The 25,504-nt window shown below is 67.3% G+C and carries 26 protein-coding genes; 18 read left to right on the forward strand and 8 right to left on the reverse strand.

Annotated elements, in window-relative coordinates; genetic code table 11:
• Positions 1 to 65: 65 nt before the first annotated feature.
• The gene (tcuC, locus tag AC3ANX_RS09180; protein WP_488336690.1) at positions 66 to 1,340 is read right to left on the reverse strand and encodes a tricarballylate/proton symporter TcuC; all 1,275 of its coding nucleotides are present in this window, start codon (positions 1,338 to 1,340) and stop codon (positions 66 to 68) included.
• A gap of 87 nt (positions 1,341 to 1,427) precedes the next feature.
• Between tcuC and AC3ANX_RS09185 the strand changes: the two genes are divergently transcribed.
• Together AC3ANX_RS09185 and uvsE are read left to right on the forward strand one after the other, a co-directional pair.
• The gene (locus AC3ANX_RS09185) at positions 1,428 to 2,039 is read left to right on the forward strand and encodes a YbhB/YbcL family Raf kinase inhibitor-like protein (RefSeq protein ID WP_488336691.1); all 612 of its coding nucleotides are present in this window, start codon (positions 1,428 to 1,430) and stop codon (positions 2,037 to 2,039) included.
• Positions 2,036 to 3,175 carry a UV DNA damage repair endonuclease UvsE gene (gene uvsE, locus AC3ANX_RS09190; protein WP_488336692.1) on the forward strand — a complete coding sequence of 380 codons (1,140 nt, stop codon included), beginning with the start codon at positions 2,036 to 2,038 and terminating at the stop codon, positions 3,173 to 3,175. Before AC3ANX_RS09185 ends, uvsE begins: the two co-directional genes overlap by 4 nt.
• A 5-nt stretch (positions 3,176 to 3,180) precedes the next feature.
• Here uvsE and AC3ANX_RS09195 read toward each other — a convergent pair whose 3' ends face one another.
• On the reverse strand, positions 3,181 to 3,993 hold the full coding sequence (locus tag AC3ANX_RS09195; protein ID WP_488336693.1) for an N-formylglutamate amidohydrolase: 813 nt from the start codon (positions 3,991 to 3,993) through the stop codon (positions 3,181 to 3,183).
• An 82-nt stretch (positions 3,994 to 4,075) separates the two neighbouring features.
• Positions 4,076 to 4,492 carry a DUF3597 family protein gene (locus AC3ANX_RS09200; protein WP_488336694.1) on the reverse strand — a complete coding sequence of 139 codons (417 nt, stop codon included), beginning with the start codon at positions 4,490 to 4,492 and terminating at the stop codon, positions 4,076 to 4,078.
• A gap of 168 nt (positions 4,493 to 4,660) precedes the next feature.
• Between AC3ANX_RS09200 and AC3ANX_RS09205 the strand changes: the two genes are divergently transcribed.
• A complete protein-coding gene (locus AC3ANX_RS09205; RefSeq protein ID WP_488336695.1) occupies positions 4,661 to 5,251 on the forward strand; it encodes a DUF4142 domain-containing protein in 591 nt (196 codons plus the stop codon).
• Positions 5,252 to 5,316: 65 nt separating this feature from the next.
• Positions 5,317 to 5,622 (forward strand): hypothetical protein, encoded by a 306-nt coding sequence (locus AC3ANX_RS09210; RefSeq protein ID WP_488336696.1) that lies wholly within the window; start codon positions 5,317 to 5,319, stop codon positions 5,620 to 5,622.
• 9 nt (positions 5,623 to 5,631) lie between these two features.
• On the opposite strand, the gene AC3ANX_RS09215 is transcribed toward AC3ANX_RS09210, so the two are convergent.
• Complete coding sequence (locus AC3ANX_RS09215; RefSeq protein WP_488336697.1) at positions 5,632 to 6,114, reverse strand: metallophosphoesterase family protein; 483 nt, start codon at positions 6,112 to 6,114, stop codon at positions 5,632 to 5,634.
• A 6-nt stretch (positions 6,115 to 6,120) separates the two neighbouring features.
• Entirely contained in the window at positions 6,121 to 6,588 is a 468-nt protein-coding gene (locus tag AC3ANX_RS09220) for a DUF3429 family protein (RefSeq protein ID WP_488336698.1), read from the reverse strand.
• Positions 6,589 to 6,666: 78 nt separating this feature from the next.
• On the opposite strand from AC3ANX_RS09220, the gene AC3ANX_RS09225 reads away from it, so the two are divergent.
• Positions 6,667 to 7,128 (forward strand): SRPBCC family protein, encoded by a 462-nt coding sequence (locus AC3ANX_RS09225; protein ID WP_488336699.1) that lies wholly within the window; start codon positions 6,667 to 6,669, stop codon positions 7,126 to 7,128.
• A gap of 3 nt (positions 7,129 to 7,131) precedes the next feature.
• On the opposite strand, the gene AC3ANX_RS09230 is transcribed toward AC3ANX_RS09225, so the two are convergent.
• On the reverse strand, positions 7,132 to 8,517 hold the full coding sequence (locus AC3ANX_RS09230) for an RNB domain-containing ribonuclease (RefSeq protein ID WP_488336700.1): 1,386 nt from the start codon (positions 8,515 to 8,517) through the stop codon (positions 7,132 to 7,134).
• Positions 8,518 to 8,649: 132 nt separating this feature from the next.
• The gene (locus tag AC3ANX_RS09235) at positions 8,650 to 9,126 is read right to left on the reverse strand and encodes an Hsp20 family protein (protein WP_488336701.1); all 477 of its coding nucleotides are present in this window, start codon (positions 9,124 to 9,126) and stop codon (positions 8,650 to 8,652) included.
• A 261-nt stretch (positions 9,127 to 9,387) separates the two neighbouring features.
• Here AC3ANX_RS09235 and AC3ANX_RS09240 point away from each other — a divergent pair, with 261 nt between their 5' ends.
• The 6 genes from AC3ANX_RS09240 to dnaE all read left to right on the forward strand — a co-directional run bounded on the left by AC3ANX_RS09240 (position 9,388) and on the right by dnaE (position 19,093).
• A complete protein-coding gene (locus AC3ANX_RS09240; RefSeq protein ID WP_488336702.1) occupies positions 9,388 to 11,841 on the forward strand; it encodes a TonB-dependent receptor in 2,454 nt (817 codons plus the stop codon).
• 544 nt (positions 11,842 to 12,385) lie between these two features.
• Positions 12,386 to 13,636, forward strand: a complete 1,251-nt coding sequence (locus AC3ANX_RS09245) for a lipoprotein-releasing ABC transporter permease subunit (RefSeq protein WP_488336703.1) — start codon at positions 12,386 to 12,388, stop codon at positions 13,634 to 13,636.
• A complete protein-coding gene (locus AC3ANX_RS09250; RefSeq protein WP_488336704.1) occupies positions 13,629 to 14,303 on the forward strand; it encodes an ABC transporter ATP-binding protein in 675 nt (224 codons plus the stop codon). The genes AC3ANX_RS09245 and AC3ANX_RS09250 overlap by 8 nt, the downstream gene beginning before the upstream one ends.
• The gene (locus AC3ANX_RS09255; protein WP_488336705.1) at positions 14,300 to 14,905 is read left to right on the forward strand and encodes a GNAT family N-acetyltransferase; all 606 of its coding nucleotides are present in this window, start codon (positions 14,300 to 14,302) and stop codon (positions 14,903 to 14,905) included. Before AC3ANX_RS09250 ends, AC3ANX_RS09255 begins: the two co-directional genes overlap by 4 nt.
• A complete protein-coding gene (locus AC3ANX_RS09260) occupies positions 14,902 to 15,381 on the forward strand; it encodes a glutathione peroxidase (RefSeq protein ID WP_488336706.1) in 480 nt (159 codons plus the stop codon). Before AC3ANX_RS09255 ends, AC3ANX_RS09260 begins: the two co-directional genes overlap by 4 nt.
• A 217-nt stretch (positions 15,382 to 15,598) precedes the next feature.
• Positions 15,599 to 19,093 (forward strand): DNA polymerase III subunit alpha, encoded by a 3,495-nt coding sequence (dnaE, locus tag AC3ANX_RS09265; RefSeq protein ID WP_488336707.1) that lies wholly within the window; start codon positions 15,599 to 15,601, stop codon positions 19,091 to 19,093.
• Between the two features lie 47 nt (positions 19,094 to 19,140).
• Here dnaE and AC3ANX_RS09270 read toward each other — a convergent pair whose 3' ends face one another.
• Complete coding sequence (locus AC3ANX_RS09270; RefSeq protein ID WP_488336708.1) at positions 19,141 to 20,211, reverse strand: PA0069 family radical SAM protein; 1,071 nt, start codon at positions 20,209 to 20,211, stop codon at positions 19,141 to 19,143.
• A gap of 51 nt (positions 20,212 to 20,262) precedes the next feature.
• Between AC3ANX_RS09270 and AC3ANX_RS09275 the strand changes: the two genes are divergently transcribed.
• The 7 genes from AC3ANX_RS09275 to AC3ANX_RS09305 all read left to right on the forward strand — a co-directional run bounded on the left by AC3ANX_RS09275 (position 20,263) and on the right by AC3ANX_RS09305 (position 25,497).
• Entirely contained in the window at positions 20,263 to 20,613 is a 351-nt protein-coding gene (locus AC3ANX_RS09275) for a VOC family protein (RefSeq protein ID WP_488336709.1), read from the forward strand.
• 47 nt (positions 20,614 to 20,660) lie between these two features.
• Entirely contained in the window at positions 20,661 to 21,383 is a 723-nt protein-coding gene (gene ccmC / locus AC3ANX_RS09280) for a heme ABC transporter permease CcmC (RefSeq protein WP_488336710.1), read from the forward strand.
• A 114-nt stretch (positions 21,384 to 21,497) separates the two neighbouring features.
• Positions 21,498 to 21,932: a cytochrome c maturation protein CcmE gene (gene ccmE, locus AC3ANX_RS09285; RefSeq protein ID WP_488336711.1), complete on the forward strand. Its 435-nt coding sequence runs from the start codon at positions 21,498 to 21,500 to the stop codon at positions 21,930 to 21,932.
• 43 nt (positions 21,933 to 21,975) lie between these two features.
• Positions 21,976 to 23,937, forward strand: a complete 1,962-nt coding sequence (locus AC3ANX_RS09290) for a heme lyase CcmF/NrfE family subunit (RefSeq protein ID WP_488336712.1) — start codon at positions 21,976 to 21,978, stop codon at positions 23,935 to 23,937.
• Complete coding sequence (locus tag AC3ANX_RS09295; protein WP_488336713.1) at positions 23,928 to 24,452, forward strand: redoxin family protein; 525 nt, start codon at positions 23,928 to 23,930, stop codon at positions 24,450 to 24,452. Before AC3ANX_RS09290 ends, AC3ANX_RS09295 begins: the two co-directional genes overlap by 10 nt.
• Complete coding sequence (locus AC3ANX_RS09300; protein ID WP_488336714.1) at positions 24,449 to 24,853, forward strand: cytochrome c-type biogenesis protein; 405 nt, start codon at positions 24,449 to 24,451, stop codon at positions 24,851 to 24,853. Before AC3ANX_RS09295 ends, AC3ANX_RS09300 begins: the two co-directional genes overlap by 4 nt.
• The gene (locus AC3ANX_RS09305; RefSeq protein WP_488336715.1) at positions 24,814 to 25,497 is read left to right on the forward strand and encodes a tetratricopeptide repeat protein; all 684 of its coding nucleotides are present in this window, start codon (positions 24,814 to 24,816) and stop codon (positions 25,495 to 25,497) included. The genes AC3ANX_RS09300 and AC3ANX_RS09305 overlap by 40 nt, the downstream gene beginning before the upstream one ends.
• Positions 25,498 to 25,504 lie beyond the last annotated feature (7 nt).

A 25,504-nucleotide genomic window follows, 5' to 3' on the forward strand; every position in this document is an offset into this window, starting at 1 on the left:
TGGCCGAACGTGACGGCGCGGGGGGCGTTCCTCGGCTCACCGCATAAGCCCGTTCGCGGGCGGCGTCAGCCGGCGTGCGGGCGCGACCGTCCCGTGGCGAGAACCGACACCAGGCTGATCGCCGCCGCAGCCGCCAGCCACAGACCCGGCACCGCGCGATTGCCCGTCTCGCCAATCAGCCAGGTGACGAGGAACGGCGTGAACCCGCCGACCGCCGTCGCGAGGCTGTAGGCGAGGCTGAACCCCGATGCGCGCACCTCCGCCGGCACGATCTCGGTCAGATAGACCACCATCGCCGAATTGTAGCTGGCGTAGAGCGCGGACAGCCACAGCTCGACCACGATCAGGCGCGGCACGCTCGGGCTTCCGGTCAGCCACGCCATCGCCGGATAAGCGGTGAGCAGCATCAGCACCGTGCAGGCGATCAGGATCGGCTTGCGCCCGACCCGGTCGGACAGCGCGCCCATGATCGGCAGCCACAACAGGTTCGACGCGCCCACGCCGGCGGTGACGAGCAGATTGGCCTGTTCGGGCAGGTGGAGCAGCTTCCCGAAGGTCGGCGTGTAGGCGGTGATCATGTAGAAGCTGACCGTCGTCATCAGCACCAGCCCAAGCCCGGCCAGCACGATCCCGCGCGCGGCCCACAGATGCCGCGCGATCGTGCCGAGGTTCTCGGGGGCAGCGCGGCGTTCGAACGCGTCACTCTCGCGCAGGTGACGCCGCAGTACGAACAGCAGCGGCACGAGCAGACAGCCGAGCGCGAGCGGCAGCCGCCAGCCCCACGCGCTTAGCTGGTCCGGCCCCAGCACGAACGACAGCGCCACGCCGACCAGCGCCGCCACCACGACCGCGACCTGCTGCGAGGCGGACTGCCACGATACGTAGAAGCCGGTGCGTCCCGGCGGTGCGATCTCCGCGAGATAGACCGACACGTTGCCAAGCTCCGCACCGGCCGAGAAACCCTGAATCAGTCGGCCGGCCAGCACCAGGATCGGCGCGAGCACACCGATCGTCGCATAGCCGGGCGTGACGGTGAGCGTGACGATGCCGACGCTCATCAGCGCGAGCGTCAGCAGCAGCCCGGCCCGCCGCCCGTGCCGATCGGTGAACGCGCCCAGCACCAGCGCGCCGAGCGGTCGCATCAGGAAGCCCGCGCCGAATGTGGCGAGCGATTTGAGCAACCCGCTGGCCGCATCACCCGCCGGGAAATACGCCTGTCCGATGGCGGCGGCGAAATAGCCGAACACCATGAAATCGTACATTTCGAGGAAGTTGCCGCTGGCGATGCGGAACACGTCGCCGGCGCTCGCCGGCCGACCCTGCGGGGTTTTGGCTGCCATCGCGCTTTCATGGGCGTTGCTGGCAACGGTGTCGAGGCGGATTGAACGATCCGGCGGCTCGTGCGCTTGGATAGGCAGGAGAATGCGATGCTCGAACATGTTCCCGCCTGGCTCGGCACCCTGTTGCGCGGTCGCCGCGCCGGTCATGAAAAGCTGGTCGCGGCCGATCCCGCGCTCGGCATCGGCGCGCCTGCCATCGACTTGATGAGCCCGGCCTTCGCGAACGGCGCGCGCCTGCCGGTGCGCTTCACCGCAGATGGCGAGGGTGTGTCGCCGCCGCTCGTATGGTCGGGCGTGCCGGAGGGCGCCGCGAGCCTCGCGCTGATCGTGGAGGATCCCGACGCGCCCGCCACCGCGCCGCTCGTTCACGCGCTGATCTGGAACCTGCCGCCCGAGACCGGCCGCCTCGCCGAGGGCGCGATCGGCGCGGAAGGCGGGGGCGAGACTGGTCGCAACAGCTTTTTGCAAAACGGCTGGCTGCCGCCCGATCCACCGACCGGGCATGGCGACCATGATTATGTGTTCCAGTTGTTCGCACTCGCCGCCACGCCGGACCTTGGTGCGAGCCCCGGCCGCAGCGCGTTCGTCGAGGCGATCGCCGGGCGCGTGCTGGCGACGGGTCTGCTGATCGGCACCTATTCGCGGGGGGGAGCGGCTCCGGTCGCCGCCGGTGCGGCGGAAGGGAGCGCGACGGCATGACGGCACCGACACGCCCGCTGCGGCTGGGCTTCCCGGTCAAGGTGATGGGCCAGCCCGGGCTCAAGTCGCAGGACACGCGGCGCTGGCAGAATAATCCGCATCTGAAATGCTCGCTGGAGCTGCTCGACCCGGTGCTCGACTATCTGAAGTCGAAGAAGCTCGACATGTACCGGCTGTCTTCCGACATCGCGCCTTACGCGACGCACCCGGACATGCCGCAGTTCCACAACATGGTCGCGGAAAGCGACGCGGAACTGCGCGCGTTCGGTGCGAAGGCGCGCGCCTATGACATTCGCCTGTCGTTCCACCCGTCGCAATATGTCCTGCTCAACGCGCCCGACCCGGAGCTGACCCGCAAAAGCATCTGGGATCTGTCGAGCCAGGCCGAGATGCTCGACCGGATGGAGCTGGACGACGAAGCGGTGATGATAACCCATGTCGGCGGCGTCTATGGCGACCACGAGGCGAGCCGGGCGCGCTGGATCGCGGGATGGGAGCAATGCCCCGAACACGTCCGCCGCCGGCTGGTACTGGAGAATGACGACATCCGCTTCTCCGCCGCCGACGCCTTGTGGATCCACGAGCGTACCGGGGTACGGTTGATCTTCGACTATCAGCATTTCTGGTGTCTCAACCCGGAGCGGCTCGACATGCGCGATACGCTCGAACGGTTCCTCGCGACCTGGCCGGAGGGCGTGCGGCCGAAAATCCACTTCTCCTCGCCGCGTACCGAGCTTCGCGAGATCAAGCAGAAGATCAAGCCCGGCGCGGCGAAGGCGAAGAAGGGCGAGGTGCTGAAGGCACCGATCAAGCCCAAGGCACGCATCAAGACGGTGCTGCGTCCGCCGGTGTGGACCGGACATGCCGACTTCACCAACCCGTTCGAGTTCGCCACCTTCATGCGCATGGCCGAGGGGCTGGTGTTCGACGTGATGCTCGAAGGCAAATCGAAGGATTTGAGCCTGATGCGGCTGCGCCCCGATCTGCTGCGCTACGCACCCGACGTGGCGGCGCGCTTCGGCATCACCGAGGCCGATGCCGCCACGCTCGCCGCCGACGAGGCGCGGCTCGACCAGGGCGTCGACGCCGAGGAGCAGCCCGACGTGGACGAAGGGCTGGCGATCGCTGCGGAGTAAGCCGGCTAGGCGTCGCGCGCGGTGGTCAGCACGTCTTGGAGGATGTCGGCCCAGCCGGCGATCTGTTCGTCGGTGACCAGCAGATCCTGCCGGATTTCGGTTTCGACGTAACGCCGTCCGGCCGCAAAGGCGTGGCGCGGGATCGTATAGTCGATCTTGTCCATCGCATACGGCTCGTTGTCCCCTACGACGAGATCGCCCCGCGCCTCCAGAGCGCGCAGGACGGCCGGGGCGAACACGTCGTTGCCGCCGCCGTGAAGGATGCCGATCTGCCAAGGCCGGTCGAAGCCGCGCATGCGCGGGGTGAAGCTGTGCAGCGCGACCAGCACTGTTTCCACGCCAATCGCATCGCGCCGCGCAAGTTCCTCGGCAATCGCAGCGTGATAGGGCTTATGGATCGCCGCGACCCGCGCCGCGCGCGCCTCGGCCGCGAGCGCGACGTTGGCGGGCAGAGACGTGCCGTCGCTCACCTCGGGCATCGCATCGGGTGCGACGGGATCACGATTGCAGTCGATCACCAGCCGTGAATAGCGCTGGCTGATGAAGGTCGCGTCGATCTCCTCCGCAAGCCGATCGCCGAGTGCGGCGATGCCGATGTCCCAGGCGATGTGGCGCGCCATGTCCTCCTCGGCGACCCCGAATGGGGCGAGCGCGGCGGGCACGCGGCGACCGGCATGATCGCCGATCAGCAGGAAGGATGACGCACCGCCTGGATTGGTGACGCGAACGGGGGCGGGTTCGTCCGCCCTCAGCAAGTGGCTCGGCTGGCTGACCATATGATGACGCGCGCTGCCCTTCCTGCGATTGTCCGACGCCACTCTTTATCGCGAAGGACCACGAAACGGCAGATGTTTCGCGCGCAGGCGGCGCCGCTCGGGTGGAGCGACGCCGCAAGCGGGTTCAGCCGCGCAGGCTGTCGGGCACGACGCCGCCGTTTTCGGCAAGCTTGGCCATCACCGCCTTGTGGAGCGCGATATTTTCCTCGGCGCTGCCGTCCGCACCGACATGGACGTTGAGTTCGTCGGCCAGCTCCTTGCGGGCGCTAAGGCTCGAATCGAGGTCGAGCAGCTTGAGCAGATCGACGATCGACGTCTGATAGTTGCCGCCGCCGCCGTCCTTCATCGACGCCATCTCCGACAGCACGGCGCCGACATCCACGGGCTGCGAGGGTGCGGCCGGTGCCGCTGCGGCGGGGGTGGGCGTTGCCGCAGGCGCTGCGGCGGGGGTGGGGGCAGGGGCGGGTGCGGCGTTGGTGGCGGCCGGAGTAGCGCTCTTGTGGCCGAAGATCTTGCCCATGATGTTGCCGAAAATGCTCATCGCGTATCGCTCCTTTGGAAAACCCGACGCCATTGCGGCGCGCGGGGCTCTCAACGAAAGGTCGCGCGCAAAGGTCCGCGTGGAAGGGACACGGGGCGACCTGCGGAACGCCACGCGCGGCGGATCGTTGTTGGGGCACGAATACGATACCCAACAGGAGGGAAGTTCATGCAAATCAAGAACATCGCGCTGCTTTCGGCGGCCACGCTGGCGCTGGCGGCATGCGGACACAAGACCGACACGACCGACGTTTCGACCAACACGACCACGGTGACGCAGAGCGAAACCGGCAACGACATGGCCATGGGCAACGACACCGCGGCCGCGCCGGTCAGCGGTGGGCAGGCGTTCGCCAACACGGCAGCCGCGAGCGATGCTTTCGAGATCGCGACCTCCAAGGCGGCGCTCGACATGTCGAAATCGGCTTCGGTCAAGAAGTTCGCGACCAAGATGATCGACGCGCACACTCAGTCCACTGCCAAGCTGAAGGGTATCGCATCGGGGCTGAGCCCGGCGATCACGCCTGATCCCACGCTCACCACCGAGCAGCAGCAGAAGCTCGACGCGATGAAGAAGCTGACCGGCCCGGACTTCGACAAGGCGTATATCGACGCGCAGACCGCCGGCCATCAGCAGACGCTCGACGCGCTCAAGGTCTATGCGGCGAGCGGCGACGTCCCCGCGCTAAAGACCTTCGCGTCGGACATGGTGCCGACCGTGACCGCGCATCTCAACATGGCCAAAAGCCTCAAAGCGTAAGGCCGCGATGGCCGGTATCCGAACGGGTGCCGGCCATTGTTCCGCGAGCAACCGGAGAGCAGATCATGGCGAACACATCGGACGATAGCGAGACGCTCGGCAAGCAGCCGGTTCAGGCGAGCGGCCATGGCCGCGCCCCGCATGGTCATACGCAAGCCGGTGACCTGATCCCGGAAAGCAAGGCGGAAGGTGCGGGCGAGTCCGGTGGCGGCGCTTACCCGAACCCCAACACCGGAAAGGCCGACAGCGACAATGCGCCGGGCGATCTGATGGGCCACGGCGGGCAGAGCAAGCAGGCCTATCACGGCAGTGGGCAACTTGGCGACCAGAAGGTTGGCGATCAACCGAATGCCGGCGCGCGTGACGACTGATCGCGTGGGCTACGTTCCCAGCAACGCGGCCAGCGTGACGGGCGCGTAATCGCGCGCATCGACGCCGACGTCGAACTGGCGCGGCATCGGCTTGAGCCGGCCGTGGCTGTGGCCGTGTAGGTTCACCGCGCCCCGATGTTGTCCGTTCCACGATCGGAACGGATAGTGGCACAAGATCAGGCGCCGCTCGTCGATCTCGATCTCAGCATAATCTCGCACGCTCGCCCACAACGGCGATGCGACCACGGCGTCGGGATCGTTGTTGCCGCGTATGAGATGCTTGGTTCCGTTCAGCCGCGCCACGATCGCAAGCTGCGCCGCCGAACGCGCGACATCGCCAAGATGCCACACGATATCCTCAGCACCGACGGTCTCGTTCCAACGCGCGATCAGCAGGTCGTCCATCTCGGAAACCGACGCGAACGGCCGTTTGTGGATGTTGAGCGTGCGATGGTCGCCGAAATGCGTGTCGGCGGTGAAGAACGTGCGCATCCAGCGTCAGCCGGCAGCCAACAGCCGCGCGAGCAGGGCGATCAGCGCCAGCACCGCGATCGCCATTTGCGGCGGGCGCAACCGGGCGAAATGCGCCGGCGCGTTCCCGGCGCGTGCACCACGAACATCGAGCAGGATCACCAGTGCATAGCCGAGCGCGAGCAGCGCCAGCGCGATCGTCGGCCGCTCCGCCCACGACGACACCAGCGCAAGCCCGGCCGGCACGAAATAGGCCAGCGCGGAGACCAGTTCGCTCGCGGTCGAAGCGGACGGCACGCCGAAGCCGAAGCCACGTCGCACTCCCGCTACGAACGACAGGATCAGCGCGCCCCACACGATCGCAAGTTCGGTGGCGATGCCCGGCCACGGCGCAGGCAGCACCCAGGCGCCAAGCGCGGCGGCGGCCAGCGGGAGCATCGGGCCGAACCCGAAGATGATGCTGTCGGTCGGAATTGTCGTGTCGCGAGAGGTCATCGTCCGATAACGAGCATCGCGATCGGTTGTTGCGCACCGGCAAGCGGCGAAACATCATGAGCCATAGGGAGGGGGATGATGCAGGGCATTGCAGAGGAGCCGCCACGCGGCGTTCGGCTGGAGGAGCGCATACAGATCGCAGCCTCGGGCAATCGCGTCTGGCGGATGTTCGCGACGCTGGAGGACTGGCGCGACTGGAACCCACTCCACCCCGAGGCTTCGGGGCGGTGGATCGTCGGCCGGCCGATTGAAGTGACGGTCGCGTCACGGGGCAGGCGGCTGCGGACTTTGCGCCCGCACGTCACCGCTGTCGCGCCCGGCCGTGAGCTGCGCTACCGGGTGGCGTCGCTGCGCGGGCTCGTCGTTTCGCGCCGCTATTTCATCATCGAAACCGCCGGGCCGGATCGCTGCACCTTCATCAACGGCGAGGTGCTGGGCGGACTGCTCGGACCGCTCGTCGCGATGTGGTCCGGCGCGCGTATCAGGGCCGGGCTACGTCACATGAACGTCGCGCTGAAGAATCGCGCCGAACGCGCCTAACGGCTATGCGACCGGATCGAACGTCACGCTGCGTGCCGCCACGTCGACGGCGGTGAGCCGTACCCGCACGGTATCGCCCGGCGTGAGATCGGGCGCGGCGACGCGGGCGACCACTGGCGCCTCGACAAGCTGGATGCGCGCGCCGCGATCGTCCGCGTCGGTGACGACCGCGTCGAAGGTCTGGCCGACGTCATGCGCAAGCATCACCGCCTCGGCCAGATCGATCACCGCGCGGTCGATCTGCCCGGCGAGCGCATCGGCCTTCGCCATCACTTTCGGGAGCGTCTCGAACGCCGCCGACACCGGTTGAGGCACCGGGGCGGCGTTGGCGACGGCGAGCGCGGCCTGAACGACGTAACGATCGGCAAGGCGGCGCAACGGCGCCGTGGCATGGACATAGGTCGCCGCCATCGCCGCGTGCCACGGCCTCACCCCGGCGCGGTACGGCGCATAGCTCGCGCCCCGGTCTGCGCGGCGGATCGCGAGCATGAAGGCGGCCTGATGCGGATCGCCGGCGTCGAGTGTGCGCGCATAGTGATCGAGCGTCATGTCGTCCGGCCAGTCGAGCCGATATGCACGCGCGGTGTTGCGTAGCCGAGCGATCGCGCCGTCGTCGGGCGCGGCCATCACCCGGAACAGCCCGGTGTGGTGCGCCACGAGGGCATCGGCGACCGCCATGTTGGTCGCGAGCGACAGCGCGGCATTCTGGCTTTCGGCCGCGACACGCGGGCGGAAGGCCAGTTGATACGCGTTCGGCGAGAGCGCGCTCACCTCCTGCTCGGGCGGGTCGACGCGCGCCGCGCCGCGCGCATCCTCGGCTGCGGTGATCCGGCGCGCGAGTTCGCCGAAACCAGTGGGGAGATCGGCGTCCGTGACGGTTTCGTAGGCGAGCTTGGCGCGGCTGCGGATCAGCGCGCGTTCGGCGCCGTCGAGCTTGACCGCGCCGTCGCCCGCGACGCGCACCGTGAACACCACTGCGGGCCGCGTACCATCGGGCAGCAGGCTCGCCGCGCCCTGGCTCAGCACCGGCGGGTAGAGCGGCGCCTTGCCATCGGGTAGATACAGCGTCTCGCCGCGGCGCCACGCTTCCATGTCGAGCGGATCGCCGTCCGCAACGAACCACGCCACGTCGGCGATCGCATAGTGCAACAGCAGATCACCGCCCGCGCTTTCGATCGCGAACGCTTGATCGAGGTCTGTCGAAGCGGCGGGATCGAGCGTGACGAACGGTACGGCGGTGCGATCGACATGCGCGTCAGGGGCCCGCCCCGCCGCCACCTCGGCAGCGGCGATGACGGCAGGCGGGAAGTCCTGCGGCACCTGATATTGCTGGCGAATGGCGGCAAGCCCCTGGGCCAGCGCGTGCGACGGGTCGACAAGCGTCTTCATCGCCATCCGCGCTACACCCGCCGACGATGATTGGCAAAGCGCACCGGATGCAGAAAGGGCGCCCGGATCGCTCCGGGCGCCCTCCTGCGGCGCTCTTTTTCGGGGTGAGGGGGAAAGAGCGCCCGGCCGCGCTTACGCGGCCTGTGCCTCGTCATTGCCGACGCCACCGTCGATCGCGGCGAGCGGCGCGCCCGTCTTGATCGCGATGGTCTTCGGCTTCATCGCCTCGGGCACCTCGCGCACGAGGTCGACCACCAGCAGACCGTCGTTCAGCCGCGCATCATCGACGCGCACGAAGTCTGCCAGTTCGAAGCGACGCTCGAAGCTGCGGTTGGCGATGCCGAGGTGCAGGAAGGTGTTCTGACCTTCCTTCTCGTCCTTCTTGCCCTTCACCTGCAACAGGTTCTGCTGCGCGACGATCTCGATCTCGTCACGGCTGAACCCGGCGATCGCGAGGGTGATGCGGTAGCGATCCTCGGCGACGCGCTCGAGGTTGAAGGGGGGGTAATTGTCCGCCGCCTGCTGGCGCGCGCTGGCTTCGAGCATGTCGAACAGCCGGTCGAAACCGATTGCGGAACGGCGGAAGGGGGTGAGATCGAACTGACGCATTTTTAAATCCTCCAGATGAGCGAATCAAAGTGTCAAATCGGCGTCCGCACAGCGGCGCGACGCCCGGTTCCGCGCGACCCTGACGGCGCCGCGCCCCGCAAATCTGGTGCGTTCTCGGGCGGCTTCAAGAGGTGTGGCGACCGGATTTTTTCGCGCCCGCGTAGCCAAACTTTAGGCGTGCGAAGAAGGAACGGCTCAAACCCCAGCAACCGAGTAGGTATTACGAAGCGAATCGCATAAGAACGCTTCCCGGGGGAAATCATGCTCGTTCATCTGACGTCGCTTCTGCTCGCTTCTGCCGCGGCCGTTCCGGTCGCCGCCGCCGATCCCGTGCAAGCGCCGGATGCGCAGCCTGCCGCCGCCGAACCAGCCGCTACCGGGGACGTGGTGGTGACGGCGCGCCGCCGCGAGGAGCGTGCGCAGGACGTGCCGATCGCGATGTCGGTGATCGGCAGCGAGCAGATCGACAAGACCGGTGCGTTCAACGTCAACCGGCTCCAGCAGCAGCAGCCCGCGTTGCAATTCTATTCGAGCAACCCACGCAACTCCTCCATCAACATCCGTGGGCTCGGCACGCCCTTCGGCCTCACCAACGATGGCATCGAGCAGGGTGTCGGCTTCTACCTCGACGGTGTCTATGTCGGCCGGGTCGGTGCATCGACGTTCGATTTCGTCGATGTCGACCGGGTCGAGGTGCTGCGCGGGCCGCAGGGTACGCTCTACGGCAAGAACACCACGGCGGGCGCGGTCAACATCACCACCCGCGCGCCGAGCTTCCATCCCGAGGCCAAGTTCGAGGCGAGCGGCGGCGACTATGGCTATGTTCAGTTGAAGGGGTCCGTGTCCGGCCCGATCGTCAGCGATACGCTGGCGGCGCGGCTGTCGGCCTCGTTCACGCGGCGTGGCGGCACGATCGAGGACGTGACCAGCGACCGGTATCTCCAGAAGCTCGACAATTTCAGCATCCGTGGCCAGTTGCTGTGGAAGCCGCGCGCCGATCTCGATTTCCGCCTGACCGGCGATTTCAACGTCCAGAACCCGTTGTGCTGCGTGCAATATTACGCGCGTCTCGCCCCCACCCAGCGTGCCGCCAACCGCCAGTACACCGCGCTGGCCGCTGCGCTCGGCTACACGCCGCCGAGCACCAACGCGTTCGATCGCGTCACCGATCTCGATGCCGACATCAACTCGCGGCAGGAGATGGGCGGCGCGTCGCTGGTCGGCAATTGGGATATCGGCCCGGCGACGATCACCTCGGTCTCCGCGTGGCGCTATTGGGACTGGCAGCCTGCCAACGACCGCGATTACGTCGGCCTGCCGATCACCACCGTTTCGCAGAACCCGTCGCAGCAGAAGCAATGGTCGCAGGAACTGCGCATCGCCTCCAACGGCAAGAACACGCTCGATTACACCGCCGGCGTGTTCTACTTCCACCAGAAGATCGACACGCAAGGGTCGCAGGTACAGGGTGCCGCCGCGAGCCGCTGGCTGCTGTCGGGCACCGATGCCAACAACCCCAACGTGCTGAACGGGTTGACCAGCACCAACGACATCCACTTCAACAACGACAGTTTCGCGGTGTTCGGCAAACTGAACTGGCAGCCGGTTGCCGGGCTGCACTTCGCACCCGGTCTTCGCGTCAACTATGACAAGAAGACCGGCTTCTATGATTCGGTGGTGAGCATCCACAACAGCCAGTATGATTTCGTCGCCACCGCCGACAATGTCGCGGCGCTGCTCGCCTCCAAGACCGGCGCGGCGCGCACCACCTTCGCCAACCAGATCAACACGCTCGCGCCGCAGCGCTACAGCCCGCGCTTCAGCCAGTGGAACGTGTCGGGCGACTTCACCGCGTCCTACGACATCTCGCCCGACGTCCATGCTTACGCGACCTATGCGCGCAGCTTCAAATCGGGCGGCATCAACCTGTCGGGGCTTCCGCTGGACTCCACCAACACCGTGGTCGATCTCACCAAGCAGACGGTGAAGCCCGAGAGCGAGGACCATTTCGAGGTCGGCCTGAAGACCCAGTTCCTCGAACGCAAGCTGACGCTGAACCTCGCCGGCTTCTGGACCGACGTGCATGATTATCAGGCGACGGTGAACAACGGCCAGACCACCGTGATCCGCGGCTACCTCGCCAATGCCGGGCTGGTGCGGGTGCGCGGCGCCGAGTTCGACAGCTCGTACCGGCCGAGCGAGCGCGTCAACTTCTACGCCAATGGCGCCTATACCGATGCGAAGTACCTGCGCTTCACCAACGCGCCGTGCGCCCCCGAACTGGCCGGCGGCAATCCGGCCTTGAACGGCGCGACGCCGGGGGCGGCCGGCGTGGCGGGCGCGCTCAGCCCGCTGACTTGCGACATCTCGGGCACGGTGCTGCCGGGTATCTCCAAATGGTCGTTCTCGTTCGGCACCGAGGTGAACGTGCCGGTCGGCAAGGGACAAGTCTATGCCGGCTATGACGGCAGCTACCGCACACGATTCTCGTCCAACCCATCGGTGTCGGCCTACATGTTCATCGAAGGCTATTCGCTGTCGAACTTCCGGCTCGGCTATCGGCAGGATAGCTTCAACGTGTTCGGCTGGGTGCGCAACGCCTTCAACCAGAACTATTACGAGCTGCTCTCGGCGCAATCGGGTTCGACCGGGCTGATCGTCGGCCAGCCGGGCGATCCGCGCACGATCGGCGCGACCATCTCCAAGTCGTTCTGAGGACGCGGGCGGCGGGGTGATGCTCCGCCGCTGGAAATTTCGCGGAAACATCCGCCTGCTTCTTAGGGGGTGGTGGCAGGGTCGCCACGGCCGGCGGCGGCAACGCCGTCGGCCTAAGTGGCTCGGAACGCCGGCGGCAAAGCCGCCGCCGGACGGGTTCGCTGGCGCGACCCGCCGGCCGGTTGGGGTGATGCTTGCTGCGCTTGCATCGGCGCAGACCTGCGCCTTCGCCACAACGCAAACGCCCGGGCCGTTACCGACCCGGGCGCCTGCGTGACGATCGCTCGTCAGCCCCCAAATGTGTTTCCGTCCGCACGCCTTTTGACGGGACTGGAAACGCTCCCCGAACCACGGCCGTTGCCTGTGTCTCAGTGATTGTGTTGCTAAGTCCAAGCCGGTGTTTTGTCACCGGGAATGTGACTTCGGTGCGGCGATTGCGGCGATGCTGTGGCGTATGCGCAACAGGGGTATGCGGTTGCCAGCGACGCATGCTCCACCTAGAGCATCCGTTACTTCACCCCGGGGGCCGGGCAGACACCGTGTTATGATCCTTTCTCGTTACGAACGCATGATCGCCAAGCGCTACTTGCTGCCGGGGCGGGGCGAGGCGTTCATCTTCCTCGTCGCCGGCATCAGCCTGGTCGCGGTGATGCTCGGCGTCGCCGCGCTCATCATCGTGATGAGCGTGATGAACGGCTTTCGCGCCGAACTGTTCGACAAGATCGTCGGGCTGAACGGCCATGCCGTCATCCAGGGCGCGGGCGGGGACTTGCCGGACTGGCGCAACATCGTCCGCATCACCCGTGCGACGCCGGGCGTGACCAGCGCGATCCCGCTGATTGAACAGCCGCTCGCCGTCACCTATGGCGGTCGCGCGGAAGGCGTGCTGGTGCGCGGCATGCGCGTGGCGGACATCCGCTCGAACGCGACGATCGGCAGCAAGGTGGTGATGGGCTCGCTCGACAGCATCAACGCGGGCAGCGGCCGCGTCGCGATCGGCTCGCGGCTGGCCGAGGCGCTCGGCGCGCAGGTCGGTAGCCAGATCTCGCTATTCAACCCGCAGGGGCAATCGACTCCGTTCGGTACGGTGCCGCGCGTCATCAGCTACACAGTCGGCGCGATCTTCGAAGTCGGCGTGTATGACTACGACAAGCAGTACATCATCATGCCGATCGAGGATGCGCAGACCCTGCTGCTGACCGGTGATTCGATCGGCATGATTGAGGTGAACACGGTCAATGCCGATCGGGTCGATGCGATCCTCAAGCCGGTGGAGGATCAGGTCGCCGGCCGCGCGGTCGTCACCAACTGGCAGCAGATGAACGCGCAACTGTTCCAGGCGCTCGCGGTCGAGCGGGTGGCGATGTTCACCGTGCTGTCGATCATCATCCTTGTCGCGGTGTTCAACATCCTGTCCTCGCTCATCATGCTGGTGCGTGCCAAGACACGCGACATCGCCATCCTGCGCACGATGGGGGCGACCCGGATCGGGCTGATGAAGATCTTCATGGTGGTGGGGACGACGATTGGCGGGCTCGGCGTGGTGGCTGGGATGGTGCTCGGCTTCGTGTTCCTGATCTTCCGCCAGAATGTCGTGGATTTCATCCAACTCGTGACGGGGCAGAACCTGTGGGATCCATCGGTGCGTTTCCTAACCCAATTGCCCTCGAAGACCGATCCGGTCGAGGTGACGGTGATCGCGGTGATGGCGCTGGTGTTCAGCTTCCTCGCCACCTTGTACCCCGCGTTCAAGGCGGCGAGTACCGACCCCGTGCAGGTGTTGCGCTATGAATGAGCCGGTTCTGGCCGTAAGCGGCCTCGCGCGCAGTTTCGAACAGGGCGGGGTGCGCATCGACGTGTTGCGCGGCGTCGACCTGACGGTCGGGCAGGGCGAGATCGTTGCGCTGCTCGGGCCGTCGGGATCGGGCAAGTCGACCTTGCTTCAGGCGGTCGGGCTGCTCGAGGGCGGTTTCGACGGTTCGATCCGCATCGCCGGCGCGGAAGCGGCCGATCTCGATGCAGACGGGCGCACGCGGGTGCGGCGCGATTCGCTCGGCTTCGTCTATCAGTTCCACCATCTGCTGCCCGATTTCAGCGCGGCCGAGAATGTGGTGCTGCCGCAGATAATCCGTGGCGAGATGCGCAACGTCGCCGATGCGCGGGCCGAGGCGCTGCTGGTCGCGCTCGGACTGGGCCAGCGCCTCACGCATCGGCCGAGCCAGCTTTCCGGCGGCGAGCAGCAGCGCGTCGCGGTAGCGCGCGCGCTCGCCAATCGGCCGACCTTGGTGCTGGCGGACGAGCCCACCGGCAATCTCGACGAGGCGACCGCCGATGTGGTGCTCGCCGAGTTCCTGCGGCTGGTGCGCGGCGAAGGCTCTGCTGCGCTGGTCGCGACGCACAACGAACGGTTGGCGATGAAGATGGACCGGGTCGTGCGCCTCCACGACGGAACGCTGGGATGAGCCTGTGGCGCTCGGTGCCGACGCTGAAAGGTCGCCATGTCACGCTGCGCCCGCTGACGCGCGACGATGGCCCCGCGCTGGTCGAGATCGCCCGCACCGACAATCTGTGGGATCTGTTCTACGCCAGCGTCGCCAAGCTGAAGAACGTCGAGGCCTTCATGGACGAGACCTTTGCCGAGCAGGATTATGGCCGCGCGCTGCCGTTCGCGGTACTTAACACGGCGGGGCAGGTGGTCGGCACGACGCGCTACATGCGCATGGCGGAGAAGCACCGCCGGCTCGAGATCGGCGGCACTTTCTACGCGACGGCGGTACAGCGCACCGGCGTCAACACCGAGGCGAAGCTGCTGCTGCTCGGGCATGCCTTCGACGTGCTCGGCTGCCAATGCGTACAGATCCGCACCGATTCGCTCAACAAGCGCAGCCAGGTGGCGATCGAGCGGCTCGGCGCGACACGCGACGGCGTGTTGCGCGGGCATCAGATGGTGGCGGGCGGGCGGCTGCGCGATTCGGTGGTCTATTCGATCGTCGATCGCGAATGGCCGGGCGTGCGGCAGAACCTCACCTATCTGCTCGCCAGACGCGAGGGAGGCGCTGCGTGAAACCGATCACCGATTTCGTCGTCGCCGCATCGAACGGCGCGCGCGCGGATCTGTCGGTCTATGCGGGCCAGGTGCTGCTGATCGTCAACACCGCCTCCAAATGCGGCTTCACCCCGCAATATGAGGGGCTGGAGGCGCTGCACCGAAGCTATGCCGATCGCGGCTTCGAAGTGCTCGCTTTTCCGTGCAACCAGTTCGGCGCGCAGGAACCCGGCGACGCCGCCGAGATCGCCAATTTCTGCTCGCTGACCTATGACGTGACGTTCCCGGTACTCGGCAAGGTCGACGTCAACGGCGCGGCGGCCGACCCGTTGTTCGTCGCGCTCAAGGCGGCGGCGCCGGGGCTGCTCGGCACGCGCGGCATCAAGTGGAACTTCACCAAATTCCTCGTCGATCGCACCGGCAAGCCGGTCAAACGCTACGGCCCGCGTACCGTGCCCGAGGCGCTGGCGGCGGATATCGAGCGGCTGTTATAACCACGCGGGCACCGGGCGCCCGCAACCGCGCGTCACCCCAGCGCAAGCTGGGGTCTCTCCCGGCTTTTGCGGCGCGTCCTGCCCGAGTGGTCGATGTCTCGTGCTTCAGAACGAGATGCCAGCTTGCGCTGGCATGACGATCGGGGGGGGGGCAAATCCGGTGACCCCTCCAAACATGACGGTTTCACGAATCACGCGGTAGGCGCATAGCGTCGGCATGCCCCATTCCGCGTTCGTTCCGCTGCGTATCTTCTCCTGCTTCACCATGCTCGACGGCGCGATCGAGCCCAAGGCGATTGCCAAGCACGCGCAGGAACGTGGCTTCCCCGCCGCCGCGCTGACCGACCGCAACGGCCTCTACGCAGCAATGGCCTATTCGGATGCCGCCAAGAAGGCGGGCGTGCAGCCGGTGATCGGCACGATGCTCGGGGTTGCGCGGCCGGACATGCCCGACGGGGTCGAGCCGGTGTTCGACTGGCTCGCGCTCTATGCGCAGGACGAGACCGGCTATCGCAACCTGTGCGAGCTGGTGTCGCAGGCGCATCTCGACCGGCCGCTCGAACATATGGCGCATGTCCCGTTCGAAACGCTCGCCAAACACACCGACGGGCTGCTCGCGCTCACCGCCGGGCGCGAGGGCGGGCTCGCGCGGCTGTTCGCCGAGGATCAGCCGGCGCGTGCGCTCGCTTATGCCGACCGGCTCCAGCATCTGTTCCCCGACCGGCTGTATATCGAGCTGACCCGCCGCGACGACCCGATCGAGACCAGGGCGGAGGCCGCCTTGCTCGATCTCGCCTATGCCAACGATCTGCCGCTGGTCGCGACCAATCCGTGCTGCTTCGCCGAGGCCGACTTCCTCGAAGCGCACGACGCGATGCTGTGCATCGCCAATTCGTCGTACATCGCCAGCGAGGATCGCCCGCGCAGCTCGCCCGATGCGTGGCTGAAGCCTGCCGACGAGATGCGCCGCCTGTTCGCCGATCTGCCCGAGGCGATCGCCAACACGCTGGTCGTCGCACAACGCTGCGCGGTCGCCGCGCCGTATCGCAAGCCGATCCTTCCCAGCCTCGCCGGCGATCGCGAGGGCGAGGCGGAGGCGCTGCGCGTCACCTCGCGGCAGGGGCTGGAAGCGCGGCTCGCCAAGGCGGCGATCACCGACCCCGCGTTGCGCGACGCCTACGCCAAGCGGCTCGAGTTCGAACTCGACGTCATCATCTCGATGGGCTTTCCCGGCTACTTCCTGATTGTCGGCGATTTCATCAAATGGGCCAAGGATCACGACATTCCGGTCGGTCCGGGTCGTGGTTCGGGCGCAGGCTCGGTGGTGGCGTGGGCGCTTACCATCACCGATCTCGATCCGATCAAGCTCGGGCTGCTGTTCGAACGCTTCCTTAACCCCGAACGCGTGTCGATGCCCGACTTCGACATCGACTTCTGCGAAACCCGGCGCGGCGAAGTGATCCGCTACGTGCAGGAGAAATACGGCCGCGATCAGGTCGCGCAGATCATCACCTTCGGAAAGCTGAAGGCGCGCGCGGTGCTCAAGGATACCGGCCGCGTGCTCCAGATGAGCTACGGTCAGGTCGACCGGCTCGCCAAGCTGGTGCCCAACTTCCCCGCCGACCCCTGGACGCTCGATCGCGCGATGAACGGCGTGTCCGAACTGGTCGCCGAATATAAGGGCGATGCCGGGGTCAAGCATCTGCTCGATCTCGCGATGAAGCTGGAGGGCCTGCCGCGCCACTCCTCCACCCACGCCGCCGGCGTGGTGATCGGCGACCGCCCGCTCGCCGAGCTGGTGCCGCTGTACCGCGATCCGCGTTCGGACATGCCCGTCACCCAGTTCGACATGAAATATGTCGAAGGGGCGGGGCTGGTGAAGTTCGACTTTCTCGGCCTCAAGACTTTGTCGGTGCTGCAAAAGGCGGTGCAGATGCTGGCTGCCCGTGGCGTATCGATCGACCTGTCGGTGCTCGAATGGGATGACGAGGGCGTTTATAAGTTGCTCCAGAAGGGCGACACGGTCGGCGTGTTCCAGCTCGAATCGGAGGGCATGCGGCGTACGCTCGCGGCGGTGAAGCCGTCCAATTTCGGCGACATCATCGCGCTCGTGTCGCTGTACCGGCCGGGTCCGATGGACAATATCCCGAGCTTCGGCCGCCGCAAGAACGGGCAGGAGCCGATCGAATATCCGCACGCCCTGCTCGAGCCGATCTTGGCGGAGACCTACGGCATCTTCGTCTATCAGGAACAGGTGATGCAGGCGACGCAGATCCTCGCCGGCTATTCGCTGGGCGGGGCCGATCTGCTGCGCCGCGCGATGGGCAAGAAGATCAAGGCGGAGATGGACGCCCAGCGCGCCATCTTCGTCGAGGGCTGCGCCACGCACAACCAGATCCCCAAGGCAAAGGCCAACGAGCTGTTCGACTTGATCGACAAGTTCGCCGGCTACGGCTTCAACAAGTCGCACGCCGCCGCTTACGCCTTGCTCGCCTATCAGACTGCGTGGCTGAAGGCGCATCATCCGCACGAGTTCTTCGCCGCATCGATGTGCTACGACATGGCGCTGACCGACAAGCTCGGCGTGTTCGTGGATGATATGCGTCGCTTGGGCGTCGCGATCCTGCCGCCCGACATCAACCGCAGCGAGGCGGAGTTCTCCGTCGAGGATACCGGCGTCGAGGAAAGCCATGGGCTGGCGGTGCGCTACGCGCTCGGTGCTTTGAAAAGCGTGGGCGAGGCGGCGATGGAGAAGCTCGTGCTCGAACGCGAGGCGAACGGCCGCTTCACCTCGATCGACGATCTCGCTCAGCGCGTCGATCCGCGCCTGCTTAACAAGCGGCAGCTCGAAACGCTGGCGGGGGCGGGCGCGTTTGATGCGTTCACCCCCAATCGCGCCGCCGTACATGGTGCCGCGGACGTGATCCTCGCCACCGCATCGCGCGTGCAGTCGATGCGGGCGAGCGGGCAGGGCGGGCTGTTCGGGGGCGAGGATGCCGCCGAACCGCCGATCCGCCTGCCCAACGCGCACTGGACGCGCGCGGAGGGCATGGAGGTCGAGAAGGAAGCGTTCGGCTTCTATTTCTCCTCGCACCCGGTCGACCGGCACGATCATCTCGTCAAGATGCACGGCGCGCGCACCTATGCGCGCTTGGGCGAACTCGACGTGCCGGACGATGGCAAGTCGCGCGCGGGGGCGATGATGGCGGCGTTGATTGAGGACGCGCGCTGGCGCATCTCCGCGCGCGGGCGGCGCTATTTGATGGCCACCTTGTCCGATCCGTCGGGCCAGTTCATCGCCACCTGTTTCGACGATGCGGTCGCCGCCGATCTGGAGGGCGCGGCGCGCGACGGGGCGTGTGCGCTGCTGACGGTGGAGCTCGATCGCCGGCCGGGCGAGGAGACGCCGCGCGTCTCGATCAAGCGGGTGCAGCGGTTCGATTCGCTCGCCACCGCCGCACGCTTCGTGCTGGAACTGACGGTCGAGACGCCTGCGGCGATGGCGGCGCTTGCCGCGATGCTGAACGACTATCGCGGTGCGCGCGGTGAGATCTGGGCGAAAGCGGCGATGCCCGAAGGTGTTTATGCGCGCGTGCTGCTGGGGCGTGATTTCCTGCTCGATCAGGAACTTGCCACGCGGATCGAGGGAGTGGCGGGGATCAGCGGCGTCGCGCTGAAATCGTCCGAGACGCGGCTCGCGCTGGTCGGGTGATAGCCGCGCTGCGCTGAGAGGCTGCGCGGGTAATTCGACGGCCCGGCCTAGAACAGCTCGCCCTGCGGACCGGCCGGCGCGCGGAACAGATCGGTCCGCAGCACCAGGCGCTCGCGCATCAACCCGTGCTTGCGACAGGCGATCTGCACACGAGTGCGCAACAGGTCCGCCCACGGTCCTTGCCCGCGCATCCGCGTGCCGAACGCGGGATCGTTGTCGCGCCCGCCGCGCAGCGATTGGATCGTCGCCATCACCTTGCCCGCACGCTCGGGGAAATGCGCGTCGAGCCACGCGCGGAACAGCGGTGCGACCTCGTGCGGCAGTCGGACGGGTATGAAGTTCACGTTGCGCGCGCCCGCCTGCGCGGCGCGTTCGACCAGATGCTCGATCTCGTGATCCGTAATCGCCGGGATGACGGGTGAGATCGACACATAGGTCGGGACGCCCGCCTCGCTCAGCGTCTTCACCGCCGCGAGCCTGCGTTCTGGGGCGGGCGCACGCGGCTCGACCGTCATCGCGATCCGGCGGTCGAGCGACGTGACCGAGATCATCACCGCGACCAGCCCGCGCTTCGCCATCGGCGCGATCAGGTCGAGGTCGCGCAGCACCCGGTCGGACTTGGTGGTGATCGACAGCGGATGCCCGGTTTCGGCGAGCACTTCCAGACAGCCGCGCATGATCCGCCATTCGGTCTCGATCGGCTGATAGGGATCGGTGTTGGTGCCGAACGCGATCGGCTGCACCACATAGCCGCGCTTGCCGAGTTCGACGCGGAGCAGCGCGGGCGCATCCGGCTTGGCGAACAGCCGGCTCTCGAAATCGAGCCCGGGCGAGAGATCGTGGAAAGCATGCGTGGGGCGCGCGAAGCAGTAGATGCAGCCATGTTCACAGCCGCGATAGGGGTTGACCGAACGGTCGAACGCCACGTCGGGCGAGCTGTTGCGCGTGATGATCGTGCGTGGTCGCTCCACGGTGACGGTGGTGCGCAGCGGCGGCGGCGCATCGTCGACCGTCTCGCGATCATCGAGCCAATCGCCATCCGCCTCCCGCGCGGGCAGGTTGAAACGGCCGCTCTCCCGGTTGACGGTGGCGCCGCGCGCGGGGCGATTCGTTGCCATTGCGCGATCCTATGCGGGCATGTAGAACATAGCAAGAACAAGGAGGATCGTATGGCGCGAATCAACTACCTCGAACTGCCAGTGGCGGATGCCGGACGCGCGAAGGCGTTCTACGGATCGGCCTTCGGCTGGAACTTCAGTGACTTCGGGCCGAGCTATGCCGCGACGACCTCCGGCGACACCGATATCGGTTTCCAGGCCGATCCGGCGGAGCAGACCAAGGCCGCGCTGCCGGTGATCGACGTGGAGAATATCGCGCTCGCGCTCGCCGCGGTGAAGGCCGCGGGTGGCGAGATCACCGCGCCGATCTTCGGTTTCCCCGGCGGGCAGCGGTTCCACTTCCGCGATCCCGACGGGCACGAACTCGCGGTGACGCAGACCGCCGGTCATGCATCGGCGTGATGCGGGCGGTTGAGTGTCGCCGCGCAACCGCCTAGACGCCGGACATCGTGGCTTCCCTTCATGCCCTCGCCAACCCTGCGCGCTTCCTCAAGCTGGCCCGGCCGCTCACGCCGGTGCTGTTCTGGCTCGGCGTGGCGCTGATTGCGATCGGCGCGTGGGCGGGGCTGACGCAGACGCCCGCCGATTATCTCCAGGGCGAGACGGTGCGGATTCTCTACATCCACGTGCCCGCCGCCTGGCTCGGCATGGGTGGGTGGAGCGGGATCGCGCTGTGTTCGATCACTTATCTCGTCTGGCGGCACCCGCTGGCGATGATCGCCGCGCGCGCGATCGCGGTGCCGGGCGCGGTGTTCGCTGCTATGTGCCTCGTCACCGGGTCGATCTGGGGGCGGCCGACCTGGGGAACGTGGTGGGAGTGGGACGGGCGGCTGACCTCGATGCTGCTGTTGTTCTTCGTCTATCTCGGCTTCATGGCGCTGCTGCGCGCCGATGCCGATCGCGGCGGCGATGGCCGCATCCCGGCGTTGTACGGCGTGGCCGGATCGGTGCTGCTGCCGATCATCCGCTATTCGGTGGTGTGGTGGAACACGCTGCATCAGGGCGAGAGCATCGGCCTCACCCGGTCGAGCATCGACGCATCGATGCTGTGGCCTTTGTGGTTCACGCTTGGCGGCTTCTCGCTATTCTTCGCGGGCGTGGTGCTGATGCGGATGCGCACGATCCTCGCCGTCACCAAGGCGGAGGCGCGGATGCGGCGGATGGCGCGATGAGGCAGACGGCGTGAATCCGTGGCCGTTCGTCATCGCCGCTTATGCGATCACCGGCGCGGGCGCGGCTGCGCTTGCGGCGTGGAGTTACCATGCAATGCGGCGTAGCGAGCGGCGATGAAGGCGAAGCAGCAGCGTTTGATGCTGGCGGTGCTCGGGGCTGGCGCGGTGGTCGCGGCGGCGCTGCTCGCCTTGTCCGCGCTGAAGGATCAGGCATCGTTCTTCTATGCGCCGGGCGACGTGAAGCGCACAGGGCTGCCGCTCGGCCGCGCGGTGCGGCTTGGCGGAATGGTCGAGGGCGGTTCAATCCGGCGGCAGGCGGATGGCGTGACGATCCGCTTCGTCGTCGGCGATGGCGTGGCGAGCGTGCCGGTCAGCTTTCGTGGGCTCCCGCCCGACCTGTTCCGCGAGCGCTCTGGCGTGGTCGCGGAAGGCCAGTTCAACCCCGACGGCAGCTTCACCGCCAGCAATCTGCTCGCCAAGCATGACGAGAAGTATATGCCACCGCAGATGGCGGGCAAGATGCACGAAACGCAGACGCTGAAGGAATGATGTCGCCGCGTCCTCCTTTCGCGCGCCTGCGGGCGGTGCGCGCGTGATCGCCGAGGCGGGTCTCGCCGCACTGTGGCTGGCCGCCGCGCTGGCGGCGATGCAGCTTGCGCTCGCCGCCATCGGCGTGCGCCGCGTTCTTGCCGCGCTCGGCGTCGAGACCGGGCTGACGACCGAGATCCTCGGTGCGGTGCGGCCGGTCGCGATCGTGCAGGGCGCGCTGGCCGCGCTGGCGATGGCGCTGCTAATCGCGGTGTTCGTCCGCAGCGACATGTCGGTGCTGCTCGTCGCGGAGAACAGCCATTCCGAAAAGCCGCTGCTCTACAAATTCGCGGGCGCATGGGGGAACCATGAAGGCTCGATGCTGCTGTGGGTGACGATCCTTGGCCTCGCCGGCGGGGCGGTGGCGATCTTCGAGCGGACGCTGCCGCGCGCGACGCTGATCGCGACTCTCGGCGCGCAGGCGATGATCGCGCTCGGTTTCTATGCCTTCCTGCTGTTCGCCTCCAACCCGTTCGCACGGATCGATCCGGCGCCGGCGGACGGGCAGGGGCTCAACCCGTTGTTGCAGGACCCCGGGCTCGCCTTCCACCCGCCGACGCTCTACGTCGGCTATGTCGGCATTTCGATCGCCTTCTCCTTCGCGGTCGGCGCGCTGGTGACGCGCGACGTCGGCCCGGCGTTCGCGCGGGCGATGCGACCGTGGGTGCTGGCAGCGTGGATCTTTCTCACGCTCGGTATCACCGCCGGCAGCTACTGGGCCTATTATGAACTCGGCTGGGGCGGCTGGTGGTTCTGGGATCCGGTCGAGAACGCCTCGCTGATGCCGTGGCTGGCGGCGACCGCTTTGCTCCACTCGGTGACGGTGCTGGCGACCCGCGATGGCTTGCGCGCCTGGACGGTGATGCTGGCGGTCGTCGCCTTCTCGATGTCGATGATCGGCACGTTTCTGGTGCGCTCGGGCATCCTCACCAGCGTGCATGCCTTTGCGGTCGATCCGTCGCGCGGCACCTTCATTCTGGCGCTGCTGGTGCTGTATATCGGTGGCGCGCTGGCGTTGTTCGCCGCGCGGATCGGGACGGTGCGCGCGGGCACCACCTTCGATCCGGTCAGCCGCGAGGGCGCGCTGGTCGCCAACAACCTGTTGCTGTCGGTGATCCTTGGCGTGGTGCTGATCGGGACATTGTATCCGATCGTCGCGGCGGGTTTCGGGGTGCAACTTTCGGTCGGGCCGCCGTTCTTCGACAAGGCGGCGGGGCCGGTCGCGCTGTTGCTGGTGGTGGTGATGGCGGCGGGGCCGCTGCTGCGCTGGCGGCGTGACGGCGCGCGCGCGGTGGCGATGCGGCTGGCCGTGCCGGGCGCTGCGTTCGCGCTGGCGCTGGTGGCGGTGCTGCTGTTCGGCGGCGGGGTCGCGGTGCTGCCGCTGCTGGGTCTCGCGCTGGCGGCAGGGCTGGCGGTGGCGAGTGTCGCGCCGCTGTGGGGCCGTAACCTCCGCCGGACGCCGCTGTTCACCTGGGGCATGGTGATCGCCCATCTCGGCATCGCGGTGAGCCTCGCCGGCATGGCTTCGGACAGCGCCTTCACGCAGGCGACGCTCGTCGCGGCGCGCGTCGGCGAGCCGCAGCGGGTGGGGCCCTATACGGTGACGCTTGACGGGATCGCGCCGGTGATCGGCCCGAACTGGTCGGCGCTCGAAGCGCAACTGTCGGCGCGGCGTGGCAGCGGGGCGCCGATCCGGCTGCGGCCGCAATCGCGCTTCTTCACCAATCCCGTCACCGTGACGAGCGAATCGGCGATCGCGACGGTGCTCGACGGGCAGCTCTACACCGTGCTCGGGCAGACCGATGGTCAGGGGCGCGTGCAGTTGCGCCTGTGGTGGAAACCTTTCGTCACGCTGATCTGGCTGGGCGGTGCGCTGGTCGCGATCGGCGGCGCGCTGTCGCTCGCCGGGCGGTGGCGGCGGGAAAGCCGCGCGCGGCGGCGCGGCGACGAGGCGGCATGGGCATGAAGCTGTGGCTGCCGCTCGTCCTGTTCGTCGCGGTCCTCGCGGTCGTCGCGACTGCGTTGTATCGGCCGGCCGATCGCACGGTCTATTCGGCGATGGTGGGCAAGCCGCTGCCTGCGTTCGATACCCCGCCCTTGTTGGCGGGAAAGCCAGGCCTTGCCAGCGCGGTCTTCGCCGACGGCAAGCCCAAGCTGCTCAATTTTTTCGCAAGCTGGTGCGTGCCGTGCGCGGCCGAAGCGCCGCAATTGATGGCGTTGAAGGCGGCGGGCGTGACGGTGGAGGGCGTCGCAATCCGCGACACGGCTGCCGCGATGCGCGACTTCCTCGCGCGCGGCGGCGATCCCTATGCGGCAATCGGCGACGACAAGACGAGCGCGGTGCAGTTGGCGCTCGGCTCGTCGGGGGTGCCCGAGAGCTTCCTGATCGATGGCCACGGCACGATCCTGCTCCAGCACGTCGGCGACATTCGCGCCGACGAGGTGCCCGCGATCCTCGCCAAGCTGGAGGCGGCGAAATGAGGCGGCTCGCGGTCCTCGCGCTGCTGATCGCCGCGCCCGCTTTCGCCGACAGCAATCTTCCGCCAGCGCCGCTTGCCAACACGCAACTGCGCGATCCGGCGCTCGAGACGAAAGCGCGTGCGCTGATGGCGACGATCCGCTGCCTCGTCTGTCAGGGCCAGTCGATCGCTGACAGCGACGCTGAGATGGCGGGCGACATGCGCGCGATGGTGCGGCAGCGCATCGCCGCGGGCGAGCAACCCGCGCAGATCCGCGACTGGCTGATCGCGCGATACGGCGATTACGTGACCTATGATCCGCCGTTCAGCCTGCTGACCGCGCCGTTGTGGGCCGCGCCGTTGCTGCTCATCGCGATCGGCGTGTGGATCGCGCGCGTCAGCTTCCGCAGGCGGCGCGGCTGATGGGGTGGATCGCGCTTGCGCTTATCGGCCTGCTCGTGGTGGCGGCGCTGTGGCTGCTCGGCGTCGCGCCGCGGCTGTGGAGCTTCATCGGTGCCGGTCTGATGCTCGGCGCGACCGGTTATGCGGTGCAGGGGCGGCCGGACCTGCCGGGGCATTCGGTCCGCGCGTTCGCCCGACCGATCGCGCTGGACCAAGGATTGATCGAACTGCGCGGCGACATGCTTGGCCGCTTCACCGGCGAGGCCGCGTATCTGACGCTTGCCGACGGGCTGACCCGCGCGGGCGATCCGCAGGCGGCGGTACGGGTCCTGCTCGGCGGGGTTGCTTACGCGCCCAAAAGCTACGTGCTTTGGACGTGGCTCGGCATGGCCTATGCGCAGCATGATGGCGGGGCAGTGTCGCCCGCTGCGCGGCTTGCGTTCGACCAGGCGATGCGGCTTGCCCCGCGCTACCCCGGACCGCCGTTCTTCCTCGGCGTCGCGCTGATCCAGAGCGGTGACTTCGCTGCGGCGCGGCCATATTGGGCACGCGCGCTGGCTTTGACGCCGAAGGGCGCGCCCTATCGCCCCGCAATCGCCGATCGGCTCGCGATCCTCGACAAATATCTTGCCGCGACGAAGCCCAGAGCGGTCCGCCGGCGTTAGCACCCGC

It is taken from the genome of Sphingomonas sp. BRN-1R, from assembly GCF_057748035.1.

Excerpts from the sequence above, each read along its gene's own strand:
- AC3ANX_RS09245 (WP_488336703.1), top strand. The coding sequence starts at position 12,386 with ATGATCCTTTCTCGTTACGAACGCATGATCGCCAAGCGCTACTTGCTG.
- AC3ANX_RS09200 (WP_488336694.1), bottom strand. The coding sequence starts at position 4,492 with ATGAGCATTTTCGGCAACATCATGGGCAAGATCTTCGGCCACAAGAGC.
- AC3ANX_RS09215 (WP_488336697.1), bottom strand. The coding sequence starts at position 6,114 with ATGCGCACGTTCTTCACCGCCGACACGCATTTCGGCGACCATCGCACG.
- AC3ANX_RS09270 (WP_488336708.1), bottom strand. The coding sequence starts at position 20,211 with ATGGCAACGAATCGCCCCGCGCGCGGCGCCACCGTCAACCGGGAGAGC.
- AC3ANX_RS09300 (WP_488336714.1), top strand. The coding sequence starts at position 24,449 with ATGAGGCGGCTCGCGGTCCTCGCGCTGCTGATCGCCGCGCCCGCTTTC.
- AC3ANX_RS09255 (WP_488336705.1), top strand. The coding sequence starts at position 14,300 with ATGAGCCTGTGGCGCTCGGTGCCGACGCTGAAAGGTCGCCATGTCACG.
- AC3ANX_RS09295 (WP_488336713.1), top strand. The coding sequence starts at position 23,928 with ATGGGCATGAAGCTGTGGCTGCCGCTCGTCCTGTTCGTCGCGGTCCTC.
- AC3ANX_RS09205 (WP_488336695.1), top strand. The coding sequence starts at position 4,661 with ATGCAAATCAAGAACATCGCGCTGCTTTCGGCGGCCACGCTGGCGCTG.
- AC3ANX_RS09185 (WP_488336691.1), top strand. The coding sequence starts at position 1,428 with ATGCTCGAACATGTTCCCGCCTGGCTCGGCACCCTGTTGCGCGGTCGC.
- AC3ANX_RS09225 (WP_488336699.1), top strand. The coding sequence starts at position 6,667 with ATGCAGGGCATTGCAGAGGAGCCGCCACGCGGCGTTCGGCTGGAGGAG.
- ccmE (WP_488336711.1), top strand. The coding sequence starts at position 21,498 with ATGAAGGCGAAGCAGCAGCGTTTGATGCTGGCGGTGCTCGGGGCTGGC.
- AC3ANX_RS09235 (WP_488336701.1), bottom strand. The coding sequence starts at position 9,126 with ATGCGTCAGTTCGATCTCACCCCCTTCCGCCGTTCCGCAATCGGTTTC.
- AC3ANX_RS09275 (WP_488336709.1), top strand. The coding sequence starts at position 20,263 with ATGGCGCGAATCAACTACCTCGAACTGCCAGTGGCGGATGCCGGACGC.
- AC3ANX_RS09250 (WP_488336704.1), top strand. The coding sequence starts at position 13,629 with ATGAATGAGCCGGTTCTGGCCGTAAGCGGCCTCGCGCGCAGTTTCGAA.
- AC3ANX_RS09230 (WP_488336700.1), bottom strand. The coding sequence starts at position 8,517 with ATGAAGACGCTTGTCGACCCGTCGCACGCGCTGGCCCAGGGGCTTGCC.
- tcuC (WP_488336690.1), bottom strand. The coding sequence starts at position 1,340 with ATGGCAGCCAAAACCCCGCAGGGTCGGCCGGCGAGCGCCGGCGACGTG.
- AC3ANX_RS09210 (WP_488336696.1), top strand. The coding sequence starts at position 5,317 with ATGGCGAACACATCGGACGATAGCGAGACGCTCGGCAAGCAGCCGGTT.
- dnaE (WP_488336707.1), top strand. The coding sequence starts at position 15,599 with ATGCCCCATTCCGCGTTCGTTCCGCTGCGTATCTTCTCCTGCTTCACC.
- AC3ANX_RS09220 (WP_488336698.1), bottom strand. The coding sequence starts at position 6,588 with ATGACCTCTCGCGACACGACAATTCCGACCGACAGCATCATCTTCGGG.
- AC3ANX_RS09240 (WP_488336702.1), top strand. The coding sequence starts at position 9,388 with ATGCTCGTTCATCTGACGTCGCTTCTGCTCGCTTCTGCCGCGGCCGTT.
- uvsE (WP_488336692.1), top strand. The coding sequence starts at position 2,036 with ATGACGGCACCGACACGCCCGCTGCGGCTGGGCTTCCCGGTCAAGGTG.